Genomic DNA, 11,369 nt, shown 5'->3' on the forward strand with positions numbered 1-11,369 from the left:
GACACGGCGTAGACGGAGAAGATGGCCGTGGTGATGATCGGGGAGAAGCCCCACTGCTGTTGGTAGATCGGATACAGCGGGGTCGGTGCATTCGACGCGGCGAGGAACGTCACCGCCATCGAGGCCAGCAACGCGAACGACGCGCGCGGGCCGAGGCGGAACGGTACCCGGTTGGACACCGCCATGGTGCGGGTCCGCGGTCGGGGCAGCGCCGGTGCCGCGACGTCGACCGGTTCGGGTGCCATCACCCTTGACAATACTTGCGGGTAACAGCCGGGCGGGCGTCGGCCCGGGCGCGCTAACGGCGGCGGGTGACCAACGGCGAGATCCCGTTGACGACGTCGCGTGTGGGCTCTCCGTCCAACACGCGGCGAATATTGGCTACGGACTGGCCGATGACCCGGGCCACGGCCTGGCCGGCTGCGCCCGCTGCGTGGGGGGAGAGCAGGACGCGGTCGTGGGTGCGTAGCGGGTGGTCCGGCGGCAGGGGTTCGGTGGGGTAGACGTCGAGGGCGGCGCCGGAGAGGTGCCCCGAGTCCAGGGCCGCGATCAGGGCCGCCGGGTTCAACACCCCGCCCCGACCCACGTCGATGACGATCGCCCCGGCGGGCAGCGCGCTCAGTTCGGCCGCGCCGATCAGGTCGTGGGTTTCCGGCGTCCGCGGTAGGCACAGCAGCAGGACATCGCTACGCGCACACAGCGCGGGCAGCTCCAGCCACGGGTAGGGGGCGTCCGGCCGCGGGTGCCGCGACCAGTACGCGACGTCGCACCCCCACGCGGCGAACAACGATGCCGCGAGGCTGCCCACCGACCCGAACCCGAGCACGCCGACCCGCAGTCCGCCGATCTCACCGAGACTTCGGGTTACCACCTCCATCTGCGGCCAACCCCCGGCGCGGATCTGGCGGTCCGCCCAGGCCGTCGATCGCGCCACGGAAATCGTTGCCCCGACGGCCCATTCGGCAACCGAGCGGGCGTTGGCGCCGGCCGTGTTGGCCACCGGGATCCCGCGGGCCGCCAGGGCGTCGAGATCCACGCTGTCCGTGCCGACGCTCGGCTGCTGGACGAAGGCCAGCTGCGGGCCGGCCGCGGCCACCGCGGCGGCGTCGAACGGCAGCGGATGCGTGCCCTGCCAGGCTGCCAACACCAACTCGGCGTCGGCCAACGCGGCGTGCAGTTCCGGCTGCGACGGGTGGAACAGCATCGTCAGGTCGACGCGTTCGGGCAGGTCACCGAGGAACGGCAGGATCCGCTCCGCGGGCAGGGGAAACAACGACAGCACCCGCCACTGATCCATTGGTTCAGCCTAAATCTGTGCGGAGGTTCCGTCGCATTCGGTAGGGGGGATGCCAAGTTCTGGCGTGCTTTCGCCGAAGGCGACTCCGTCGTATCGTCCGGAACCTCACCCTGGCGATGAAATGTCGTCTATCGTCCGCCGCGCGGTGTCGACCACGGTCGCACTCGGGCTGGCGTGCGCTCCGTTGAGTCCGGCCGCGGCGGCGGACGCCGCGGGCCCGGTCGGCGGCACGCGCCTGGGCGAGACCGGCCCGATCGCTGACGCCTCCGACGGGCCACTCCCCTCGGTCACGGCCGCGTCCTGGGTGGTCGCGGACGTCGAGTCCGGCGAGGTGTTGGCCGCCTTCGCCCCGCACCAGCGCCTGCGTCCGGCGAGCACCATAAAAACCCTGCTTGCGTTGACGATGGCCCCGCGCCTGGACCCCAACGGCAGCTGGTGCGCCACCGCCGCGGACGCCGAGGTGGACGGCAGCAAAGTGGGTCTGGTCCCCGGCCAGACCTACCGCATCGACGACCTCTGGTACGGCCTGTTTCTGCGTTCGGGCAACGACGTAGCCGATGCCATCGCCAAGGCCGGCGCCGACGGCGACCCGGCCAGGGCGGTGCGCATGATGCAGGCCGAGGCAAAGCGGCTGGACGCCCTGGATACCACCGTGGAAAACGCCAGTGGCCTGGACGCCGACGGTCAATATTCCTCCGCCTACGACCTCGCGCTATGGGGGCGGGCCGCGCTCGGCCGGGGCGACCTGCGCCGCTACTTCGGCACGCTGCGCCACGACTTCCCCGGCAACCAGACCGCGACCGGCACCGCGGAAACCAGCAAGCCTTTCGCGATGTACACGCAAAACCAGCTGATCAACCGCTACCCCGGCGCCCTCGGGGTCAAGGACGGGTGGACCACCCTGGCCCGCAACACGATGATCGCGGCCGCCGAGCGCGACGGTCACATCATCCTGGTCACCCTGATGGGCGTGCCCGCCGGCGTCACAGATCAGGCGAAGACGCTGCTTGACTGGGGCTTCGCACACGTGCAGGCCCCGCCGGTCGGTGCGCTGGTCGACCCGACCTCCACCGCCGTGGTCTCCGACGACGATCCGGCGTTGCCCACCACCCCGGCCACCGAACCAATCGTGGCGGCGCCCGTCGCGGTGTCGTCGCATTCCGACGCCGCCTTCGCCGTCGTCTCCGCCGGCGTCAGCGGCGGGGCGCTGCTGCTGTTCTTCGTCGGTGTCGGCGTGGGTAACGCGCGTCGCCGGCTCGGCGTCAAGCCCTGACCTCGTCGGTGCATCCCACGGCCGATTTCGTGGACACCGTCAATACTGCTAAACCGTGCACAGTGTTCGGTCTCCTTGACGCCTCGAGGTGGAGGACGCGCGATGAAGGCGATCGTCATCGGCGGCGGCATCGGCGGGACGACGGCGGCGCTGTCGCTGCTGAGGCGCGGCATCGACGTGGAGGTCCACGAGCAGGCCCGGCAGTTGACGGAGATCGGCGCCGGCGTCCAACTGGGCCCGGACGCGACCCGGGTACTGATCCGGCTGGGTCTGGGGGAGCAGCTGGCCCGGCTGGGCGTGCTGCCCCGTCGGGTCGACCTGATCGATCTGCGGTCGGACCGCCGCTTCTACTCGGTCCCGGTCGGTCCGGAGGCGACCGCCCGCTACGGCGCGCCGTACTACCAGCTGCACCGCCCCGACCTGCTCGACATTCTGGTCTCCGCGCTGCCCACGCAGGTGCTGCACCTCGGCGAACGAGCGGAGAGCTTCACGCAGGACGCCGACGGGGTCAGTGTCCGGTTCGCCTCGGGGCACGAAACGCGCGGGGATTTGCTGCTCGGCGCCGATGGCATCCACTCGGGGTGCGCCAGATCCTGTTGGGCGAGGAGCAGCCGGACTTCGCCCGCATCGTCGCGTGGCGGGCGCTGATCCCGAAGCAACGGTTGAGCCACGTCGACGTGCCGACGGACTGTCTGTGTTGGCTCGGCCCGGGGCGCAGTGGCGTCGTCTACTGGGTGCACGGCGGCGAGCTGCTGAACTTCGTCGGCATGGTTCCCTCCAGCGAGGCGGCGGAGGAGTCCTGGACGGCGGCCGGTGAGATCGGGGCACTGCGCGGCTCGTTCGCCGGCTGCAATCGGCGGCTGTGGTCGATCGTCGAGGCGATCGACCAGCCGTTCATCACCGGGTACTACTTCCGCTATCCCCTGCTGCGCTGGAGCCAGGGCCGGGTGACGCTGCTCGGCGACGCCGCCCATCCGATGCACCCGTTCCTGGCCCAGGGGGCCTGCCAGGCCATCGAGGACGGCGCGATGTTGGCTGCGGTGTTGGCCACCCACACGTCGGACTCCGTGCCCGAGGGGTTGGCGGACTATCAGCAGCGCCGCATCGAGCGGGCCTCGAGGGTGCAGGATCAGGCCCGCACCCACCAGCACCTGTGGCACATGTCCGATCCGCGGGAGATTGCCGAGCGGAACAGGATGCTGGCCAGCACCATGGAACTCGACCCACTGTCGGACACGGTGTGGGGATGGCTGTGGCGCTACGACGCCGAGGAAGAGGCCGCCCGGCCGCTCACCGACCCCGCCACCGGGCTGAAGCGCCCGGAGGCGCAGCGAGCATGGCGGATGTGGAAGACCATGCTCCAGCCGCGGGACCTCGACCACCAGCAGCACGGCATCCGCAGGGCCTATGACCGCTTCCTGCTGGAGAACTTCCCCGCGGACCCCGCCGTGCGGATCGAGACGATCGAGGCCGGCGGTGTCCCGTGCGTGCGCCTGGCCCCACCGGGCGGCGCAAGCGACGGTCCCGTCCTGTTCCACCTGCACGGCGGCGGTTACCTGATCGGGTCGGCGCAGGCCTCCGTCGGATTGTGCTCGCGGCTGGCCCGGGCGGTCGGTGCGACGTGCATCGCGGTTGGTTATCGCAAGGCCCCGGAGCATCCGTTCCCGGCCGCCCTCGAGGACGCCCTGGCCGCCTACACCGCGCTGCTCGAAAACGGCATCGAGGCAAGCCGGATTGTCGTCACCGGGGAGTCCGCCGGCGGCGGATTGGCCATCGCGTTGAGCATGCGCCTGCGCGACCTCGGCCTAGCACTGCCCTGCGGGGTCGCGGTGATGTGCCCGATGGCCGACCTGACGTTGTCCGGCGAGAGCATCGACGCCACGGCGGGGCAGGACCCGATCTGCACCCGCAGGTTGCTCACCCAGATGGCGAGCACCTACCTGCAGACCCACGATCCTGCCGATCCGCTGGCATCGCCATTGCACGGCAGCTTCCTCGGACTGCCGCCGTTGCTCGTCCAGGTGGCCGAGAACGAGGCGCTGTACAGCGACGCCGTCCGCCTGGTCGACGCCGCCCGCCGCGACGGCGTGGAGGTGGAGTTGGACCTGTATCAGGACAGCGTGCACGTCTTCCAGGCCTTCGACTTCCTGCCCGAGTCCACGTCGGCGATCCAGCGAATCGAAGGGTTCGTCCGTCGCTGCGTCACCGGCCGAGGATCTTAGGGGTGACGGTGGTGATGTCGATGCCGACCTCGCGCATCGCCTGCCCGCCATCGGTTGACACGGCGCGTTCCGGGTGCGGGTAGAGCGCGACCAGCAGCGCCAGACCCAGGGCGCCGCCCACGATCTGGGCGGCGATGAAGCCCGGCACCGAGGAGGGCTCGATACCGGCGAAGGTGTCGGTGAACGCCCGCCCGATGGTGACCGCGGGGTTGGCGAACGAGGTCGAGGAGGTGAACCAGTAGGCCGCGCCGATGTAGGCACCCACGGCGGCCGGTGCGGCCGCGGCGCGGCCGGATCGGGCCAGGGAGAAGATCAGGAACACCAATCCTGCGGTGGCCACCACCTCGCCGAGCAGCAGGTGGTGGTCGGAGCGATCGTGGCCGGAGAAGGTGACCAGGCCGACCCCGAACATCCCGTTGGCCAACACCGCACCGCCGATCGCCCCGGTGCACTGCGCGAGGGTGTAGGCACCCACCTCCCTACCCGTCAGCCCGGAACCCGTGCCACGACCGAGCACCCAGTCCGCAACGGAGACCGCCGGGTTGAGGTGCGCGCCGGAGACCGGCCCGAACGCCAGGATCAACGTGCCCAGACCCAGGGCGGTGATCAATGAGTTCTCCAGCAGTTCCAGCCCGGCGTCGTGCGGGGACAGCCGGACGGCGGCAATGCCCGAGCCGACCACGACGGCCACCAACATCGCCGTGCCGACGGCCTCGGCGAGGACGCGGCGGCCCAGATCCGCAGCCGGGTCGGTCAGGCGCATGGCGCCGGGGTCGCCGCGCAGCAGGCGCCGATCCATCTGTCATCATCGATGTATCGACCCTTACGAATGTATCGATGATTGTCAATGGGTGGTGAGCCATGGCGGCAGGCACGAGCCGGAGCACGCGCAGGCGCGCCGGTTCGACACCGGACTGCTGCACCTCGGTGCTCACCACGACATTGACCGAGATCGAGGCGGAGACCCTCGCCCGCGGGTTCGCCGCGCTGGGCGATCCGGTGCGGCTGCGACTGCTCAGCATGATCGCCTCCGCCGACGAGGTGTGCGCGTGCGATTTGCTGGAACCGCTCGGCCGGGCCCAACCCACTGTCAGTCACCACACCAGGGCGCTGGCCGAGGCCGGGTTGATCGTCGGTGAGAAGCGCGGGCGGTGGGTGTACTGGCGCGCGGTACCCGAACGGATCGAGGCGCTACGCAACGCCCTGCAATGAGGGCACCTGAACCCGGACGTAACAGGGCGGGCTGCTAGCCTCGGGGGTCAATTTCTGACGGTCAGTCAGCCGATGACGCGGAGAATCCCGGTCTGACCGAACTGGTCGTGGCGGTTGATGTTGCAGAAGTAATGGATCAACGTGCCGGGCGCGTCGGTGACCTTGTACGACACGGTCGTCGGTCCCTTGCGGGCCGCCGCCATGCCGATCTGTTGGCCGTCCGGGGTGCCGTTCTCAATCATGATCATGTGTCCCGGGCAGATCGAGAACGCGTCGCAGGCGCTGTCCCGGTAGGTCCACACCACGGTGGCGCCGGACGGCACGTCAATGATTGCCGCGGGGTTGTCGCTACCGGGCACCGGCCCGCCCGTCGGGTTGCGCACGTAGCCCTGGGTGGTCGGGAGGCACGGCGCCTGACGGCAGAACCTGAAGTTGGACATGTCCAGGTTCACCGTGTCGCCGGCAGCCGCCGCCGGTGCCGCGGCGGCCAGTAGGACGAGCGCGGCCGTCCAACCAATGACGCGAATCATTCGATACCTCCTGGCAGAATCACATGGTGGGCGGAGGGGCGACGTAGGGGAAGTGATCGAGCAGTGGCCCCGGTTTGAGCCCCGAGCTGAAGTCCTCGTTGATCACCATCTTGATCATGTTGTCCGACGCTTCCTCCACCAAGCCCTTGCCGTTGCGAATGCCGCCCCACGGGTCCCAGAGGGCGACGGTGCCGGGGGTGAACGTGAGGACGTTCGGGAGCAGGGTGTCTGCCATCCACGCGCCGTAGGCCCGCGCGGTCGCGTGCCGGTGAGGAGGGTTGCCGTACGACCCCCGGGCCGCAACGACCGCCGCCACGGTGTCCCGGATCTGCCCCCAGACTCCTGAGGCATCGTCAGTTGCGGGGTTGGCGGGCCTGCCCTTGAGGTCGTCGGTGGGGGCACTGGCGTTGTAGTCGACATGTGCCGATCCGATGCGGAAGTCCCAGTCGGTATTGATGTTGGGCCCTGCGGCGCGCTGAAGCTGGAACCAGGCGGTGTGGCCCAGATCGTAGATCGCGGTGGTTGCCCAGAAGTTCACCGCGCGGTGGCCGGTGATCTTCACGGGCACCTCGAGCACGTAGGACCTGACGCTGGTGTTCATGAAATCGTTGTGCGCCGGACGCAGGGCTGTGTAGTCCGGACTGGTCCCGGTCGCCAGTGCAGCTGTCGACGCGATGGCGAAGGGGATGTAGTTGAAGAACGGGTCGCGACGCTGCCCGGCGAAGAGCTTGATGCCACCCACGCATTCGACGACCTCCCCGACGGCAGTGTTGGGCGGCGTGATGATCGTGCCCGACGCACTGCGGTCAGTGGCCGCGGAGCCGGTGAGCTGTTCCACCTGGACATACTGCGTGCCGTCCGAGCCGATCGGGAACGTGGCACGAAACGTGATGTCCTCGACGTAGTCGCCGTTGGTGTCGATCCGCAGCTCGTAGTAGCCCGCGGGGTTCCAGGGCTGGCCCAACGTCGGTGAGGTATTGATGCCGAATATCGTCCGCGGGCCGAACCTGTCGCCGGCCCCGGCAAAGCAGTAGGCGTCGGTGATGTCCAGCGCCGGGTCTATGGCGGCATCCAAGTGGTGGGACATTCCGCTCCTAGCCGGTCAGGGGGTTGCGGGAATAGGGGTTGTGGGAAAGCGGCTGCAGCCCGAGCGTGTAGAACCAGTTGTGGTACGGGGTCTCGTTCGTGGCACCGAACTCGCCGTAGAACCACAGGAACGGGAACTTGCGGGCATCCCACGTCACGCGGTCGGACCTGCCGAAGGCATGGCGGAGTTCGTACCAGCCCTCGGTGAACCCGCTCAGCATCGCGATACGGGTGGAAGCGCCGCGTTCGGGCACGATCGACGCGTCGACCGTGGTGCCGTCGGTCGCGGTCAGGCGCGGCCAGCCGGACTCGGCCGATGCGAGGTGCGGATTCCGGTAGTAGTCCTGGATGGGCCGGGCCTTGACGCCCGTCGGTAGCAATAGACGGCTTCGTGGAGTGAGCAGCGGGGCGTTGTACCTGCGTTCCACTCCCCGCACCAGGTCGCCGGGGGCCTCCGGGAGGCTGCTCGGCCGCGGCGCCGTGCCGGCCGGAGCCGTGTTGGCCAGAGCAGGGGTGGCTGACCCAATTCTGTACAGGATGGGGAGGGCTACCAGAGCGCCGAGCACGCTGCGCCGACTCGGGGTTTCGTTCATGCGAGAAACGATCGCTGCTCCGTCAGCGCTGGGCACCCGTGGAAACCCCCGGTGCTACCCCGGCCGCGGGTTGCCGGTGGCCCGGTGTGGAGCGAGTGCCAGGAGTTCGGCGGTGAGGAGTTGTTCGATCTGCCGTCCCGCTGTTCGGATCGGTCGCACGTCCCGGGATGTGCGGGCCAGTAGGAGGGAACCTTCGAGGAGCGCGACGGCCAGCATGGCCAACTCCGCGGCCCGACGCCTTGCGACGCCCGCGCCGACGAGCGCGGCTGTCAGGATGCATTGCCAGGACCGGAACGATTCCGAGCAGGCGGTGGAGAGGTCGACCAGGTCGGGGGTTGTCTCCAGCGCGACCGTCGCCACCGGGCAGCCACCGCAGTAGTCGCTCGCGCCCATGGCCCGGGCGCTCAGGTCGAACCAGTGGCGGACCGCCGCCGGGACACTCGCACTCGTGTCCAGGCATTCCTGCAGGACGCGCGCCACGTGTGCAGATCCGAACTGGACCGCGGCCACGGCGAGCTCCTCCTTACCGCCAGGGAAGTGGTAATGCGCAGAGCCCCATGGTGTGCCCGCCTCGTCCACCAGGTCCCGCCAGCTGGTGGCCGCGTATCCCCTGGTTTGGAGCAGCTTCGACGCGGTCTCAACCATGCGGTCGCGGGTGCCACCGGCCTTCCGATTCGTCGAAGCCATGGGTGGATTCTAGCCAGATTAGGACGATCGTGTCAGAACGCTTGACCCGGTTGCGGCGGCGCGCCTACGGTTCCGAATAGGACGATCGTCCTATTCGCAACAATGGAGTGATTGATGAGCGAGTTCTTGGTCATCGGCGGGACGGGCAAGACGGGTAAGCGCGTCGCTGCTCAGCTTTCGGCGCAGGGTGCCACGGCTCGGGTCGGGACACGGACTCCCGGGGCGCCCGGTGGGCGCGAGATCCCGGTGTCGTTCGAATGGGATGACACGGCGGGCTACAAGGCCGCGCTGGACGGTGTGGACGGGGTCTTCATGGTCCCGCCGACCTTCCGGGTCGACTACGTGCCGCTGGTCGAGGCCTTCCTCGCCGCGGCGAAGTCGGTCAACGGTCCCCGGGTGGTATTCCTCAGCGCCCGGGGGGCAGTGATCGGGGATCACATTCCCATGCGGGGCGCCGAGCAGATGCTGATCGACAGCGGCCTGGAGTACACGATCCTTCGGCCATCGTGGTTCAACCAGAACTTCAGCGAGTACTTCCTGCTCGACGCCGTCCGGGACAACAACATGATTCCGGTGCCGACGGGTGAGGGTCGAACGCCCTTCGTCGACCTGGACGACGTCGCCGCCGTGGCCGTCGCAGCGCTCACGCTGACCGGTCACGCCGGGAAGAACTATGACGTGACCGGGCCGGATTCTCTCTCCTTCGGCGACACCGCCAGGATCCTGAGCGACATCCTGGACCGGGACATCGCCTTCATCGACCTGGCACCGGATGCCTGGAAAGCGGCGGCGATCGGCGCCGGCATGCCCGCGGACTATGCGCAGTTGGCGACCGAGTTGCTCGGGCTGGTGCGCTCCGGCGGCGAGGACCTCGTCTCCGGCGATGTCGAGGAGGTGCTCGGTCGCCGGCCGAAATCCTTTCCCCACTGGGCGACCTCGGTCGCAAAAGTCTGGCAGCCGGCCTGAGTCCTGGCGACCACCAACCCTTGGCGAGCTGACATGCCGGTGTACGGCCTGTCACAGGGCCTCTCTTCGGTCACTCATAGCGCAGGGCCTGGATCGGGCGCAGGGCGGCTGCTCGACTCGCGGGATAGAAGCCGAAGATCAGGCCGGTGCCCAGGGAGACCCCGACGGCCAACCAGATCGACCAGGCGGCGATCACCGGCTGCACCCCGACGATTTTGAAATGGGCGGCGAACACGCCGGCGGCGACCCCGATCGCGCCGCCCATCATCGACAGCAACACAGCCTCGGACAGGAACTGGCCGATGATGTCCGCACCGGTGCCGCCGATCGCCTTGCGGATGCCGATCTCGCGCGTTCGTTCGGTCACCGAGACCAGCATGATGTTCATCACCCCGATCCCGCCCACCAGCAGGGAGATCCCGGCCACCGCGCCGAGCAGCAACGTCAGGGTCTTGTTGGCCGAGCTGCCGGCCGCCAGCACCGCGGAGGCGTTGAACACCACGAAATCGGTGTCCGCCCCCGCCACGTGATGGCGTTCGGACAGGACGTTCTGCACCTCGGCCTGGGCCGCGGCGGTGGCCCCTGAGCCGGCCTCCACGTCGATGCCGGACAGGGGTCCTTGTCCGGGTGGGGCGTAGCCGTAGAGAGTGTCCGAGACCGTGGTGCCGGGGGCGAAGACCCGGTCGTCGAGGTCCGTCTGCCCCGAGTAGCCCTTGCCCTCGAGGATGCCGATGACGGTGAAGGGCTGCCCGTTGAGTTGTATCTCCTGGCCGACGAGATCGGCCGACGCGCCGTCGGTGAGGTCGGAGGCCACCGTCGGACCCAGCAGCACCACCCGTCGGTGGGCGCTGTAGTCCTGGTCGGTGAAGTTCTGGCCGGCCACGACGGAGGTGTTGTCGATGTTGAGGAATTCCGGGCTCGCCCCCAGCAGGATGGCGACCGTGTGCGAGGACGTCAGGTGGGTGGCGATGGCCCCGTGCAGGACCACCAACGGGGAAACGGCCGCGACGTCGGGGGCCTCTGGGTTGTTCACCAACGCGGTGGCGTCGTCCATGGTCAATTCGGACTTGCGATAGTGCGTGCCCTGGTCCTGACCCTTCAGGCCGAGCTTGCGGCGCAGTTGGGTCACGATCGCGCTGCCCTGCCCGCCGCTGATCGTCGAGGTGGGTAGGACGAACAGGCTGTTCGATCCCAACCGGTCGATGGAGGCCTGCACGGCTGCCGAGGAGCCGGTGCCGACCGCAACCAGTGCGATCACCGATGCCACCCCGATCACGATGCCGAGCATCGTCAGCGTCGAGCGCATCTTGTTGGCGAGGATCCCGCCCCACGCGAACCAAGCGCTCTGGCGCAACTGCGCCACTGCCGTGAACAGGCCGCTGGGCTCCCCGTCCATGATCGGACCTCCTTGCCGCACCCCACCCCAAGTTACTTCAACCGTGTAGTGATCATACTGACAGATGACTTCAAGGTTCAAGTTATGTCGGTCTTGTCTTACTTCAC

At 68.8% G+C, this 11,369-nt stretch carries 13 protein-coding genes; 5 read left to right on the forward strand and 8 right to left on the reverse strand.

Translation table 11 applies throughout. The features are described from left to right. Both VGJ14_17570 and VGJ14_17575 read right to left on the reverse strand, forming a co-directional pair. The coding region (locus VGJ14_17570; GenBank protein ID HEY2834238.1) for a hypothetical protein at positions 1–245 on the reverse strand (245 nt) is incomplete at its 3' end. Between the two features lie 53 nt (positions 246–298). Beyond that, entirely contained in the window at positions 299–1,297 is a 999-nt protein-coding gene (locus VGJ14_17575; protein ID HEY2834239.1) for an NAD(P)-dependent oxidoreductase, read from the reverse strand. A gap of 121 nt (positions 1,298–1,418) precedes the next feature. Between VGJ14_17575 and VGJ14_17580 the strand changes: the two genes are divergently transcribed. The 3 genes from VGJ14_17580 (at position 1,419) to VGJ14_17590 (ending at position 4,792) form a co-directional block, all read left to right on the forward strand. Further along, positions 1,419–2,570, forward strand: coding sequence for a D-alanyl-D-alanine carboxypeptidase (locus VGJ14_17580; GenBank protein HEY2834240.1), 1,152 nt, complete (start codon positions 1,419–1,421; stop codon positions 2,568–2,570). A gap of 102 nt (positions 2,571–2,672) precedes the next feature. Beyond that, entirely contained in the window at positions 2,673–3,218 is a 546-nt protein-coding gene (locus tag VGJ14_17585) for an FAD-dependent monooxygenase (GenBank protein HEY2834241.1), read from the forward strand. Then, complete coding sequence (locus VGJ14_17590; GenBank protein ID HEY2834242.1) at positions 3,152–4,792, forward strand: alpha/beta hydrolase fold domain-containing protein; 1,641 nt, start codon at positions 3,152–3,154, stop codon at positions 4,790–4,792. Before VGJ14_17585 ends, VGJ14_17590 begins: the two co-directional genes overlap by 67 nt. On the opposite strand, the gene VGJ14_17595 is transcribed toward VGJ14_17590, so the two are convergent. Further along, positions 4,773–5,591: an MIP/aquaporin family protein gene (locus VGJ14_17595; protein HEY2834243.1), complete on the reverse strand. Its 819-nt coding sequence runs from the start codon at positions 5,589–5,591 to the stop codon at positions 4,773–4,775. The genes VGJ14_17590 and VGJ14_17595 overlap by 20 nt on opposite strands. A gap of 62 nt (positions 5,592–5,653) precedes the next feature. Here VGJ14_17595 and VGJ14_17600 point away from each other — a divergent pair, with 62 nt between their 5' ends. Further along, positions 5,654–6,004: a metalloregulator ArsR/SmtB family transcription factor gene (locus VGJ14_17600; GenBank protein HEY2834244.1), complete on the forward strand. Its 351-nt coding sequence runs from the start codon at positions 5,654–5,656 to the stop codon at positions 6,002–6,004. Between the two features lie 65 nt (positions 6,005–6,069). On the opposite strand, the gene VGJ14_17605 is transcribed toward VGJ14_17600, so the two are convergent. The 4 genes from VGJ14_17605 to VGJ14_17620 are packed head-to-tail and all read right to left on the reverse strand — an operon-like array spanning position 6,070 to position 8,900. After that, entirely contained in the window at positions 6,070–6,534 is a 465-nt protein-coding gene (locus VGJ14_17605; protein ID HEY2834245.1) for a hypothetical protein, read from the reverse strand. Between the two features lie 19 nt (positions 6,535–6,553). Then, complete coding sequence (locus tag VGJ14_17610; protein HEY2834246.1) at positions 6,554–7,621, reverse strand: hypothetical protein; 1,068 nt, start codon at positions 7,619–7,621, stop codon at positions 6,554–6,556. 7 nt (positions 7,622–7,628) lie between these two features. Then, positions 7,629–8,213 (reverse strand): hypothetical protein, encoded by a 585-nt coding sequence (locus VGJ14_17615; protein ID HEY2834247.1) that lies wholly within the window; start codon positions 8,211–8,213, stop codon positions 7,629–7,631. 54 nt (positions 8,214–8,267) lie between these two features. Further along, complete coding sequence (locus VGJ14_17620) at positions 8,268–8,900, reverse strand: TetR/AcrR family transcriptional regulator (GenBank protein HEY2834248.1); 633 nt, start codon at positions 8,898–8,900, stop codon at positions 8,268–8,270. Between the two features lie 114 nt (positions 8,901–9,014). On the opposite strand from VGJ14_17620, the gene VGJ14_17625 reads away from it, so the two are divergent. Next, complete coding sequence (locus VGJ14_17625) at positions 9,015–9,866, forward strand: NAD(P)H-binding protein (protein ID HEY2834249.1); 852 nt, start codon at positions 9,015–9,017, stop codon at positions 9,864–9,866. A 70-nt stretch (positions 9,867–9,936) separates the two neighbouring features. On the opposite strand, the gene VGJ14_17630 is transcribed toward VGJ14_17625, so the two are convergent. Continuing rightward, positions 9,937–11,262: an ABC transporter permease gene (locus VGJ14_17630; protein ID HEY2834250.1), complete on the reverse strand. Its 1,326-nt coding sequence runs from the start codon at positions 11,260–11,262 to the stop codon at positions 9,937–9,939. Positions 11,263–11,369: the final 107 nt, after the last annotated feature.

Source organism: Sporichthyaceae bacterium (assembly GCA_036493475.1).
Classification (GTDB): domain Bacteria; phylum Actinomycetota; class Actinomycetes; order Sporichthyales; family Sporichthyaceae; genus DASQPJ01.

Bases quoted from the DNA above. Each gene is read 5' to 3' on its own strand.
- VGJ14_17585 (HEY2834241.1), top strand. From the start codon at position 2,673: ATGAAGGCGATCGTCATCGGCGGCGGCATCGGCGGGACGACGGCGGCG.
- VGJ14_17580 (HEY2834240.1), top strand. From the start codon at position 1,419: ATGTCGTCTATCGTCCGCCGCGCGGTGTCGACCACGGTCGCACTCGGG.
- VGJ14_17620 (HEY2834248.1), bottom strand. From the start codon at position 8,900: ATGGCTTCGACGAATCGGAAGGCCGGTGGCACCCGCGACCGCATGGTT.
- VGJ14_17625 (HEY2834249.1), top strand. From the start codon at position 9,015: ATGAGCGAGTTCTTGGTCATCGGCGGGACGGGCAAGACGGGTAAGCGC.
- VGJ14_17630 (HEY2834250.1), bottom strand. From the start codon at position 11,262: ATGGACGGGGAGCCCAGCGGCCTGTTCACGGCAGTGGCGCAGTTGCGC.
- VGJ14_17595 (HEY2834243.1), bottom strand. From the start codon at position 5,591: ATGGATCGGCGCCTGCTGCGCGGCGACCCCGGCGCCATGCGCCTGACC.
- VGJ14_17610 (HEY2834246.1), bottom strand. From the start codon at position 7,621: ATGTCCCACCACTTGGATGCCGCCATAGACCCGGCGCTGGACATCACC.
- VGJ14_17615 (HEY2834247.1), bottom strand. From the start codon at position 8,213: ATGAACGAAACCCCGAGTCGGCGCAGCGTGCTCGGCGCTCTGGTAGCC.
- VGJ14_17605 (HEY2834245.1), bottom strand. From the start codon at position 6,534: ATGATTCGCGTCATTGGTTGGACGGCCGCGCTCGTCCTACTGGCCGCC.
- VGJ14_17600 (HEY2834244.1), top strand. From the start codon at position 5,654: ATGGCGGCAGGCACGAGCCGGAGCACGCGCAGGCGCGCCGGTTCGACA.
- VGJ14_17575 (HEY2834239.1), bottom strand. From the start codon at position 1,297: ATGGATCAGTGGCGGGTGCTGTCGTTGTTTCCCCTGCCCGCGGAGCGG.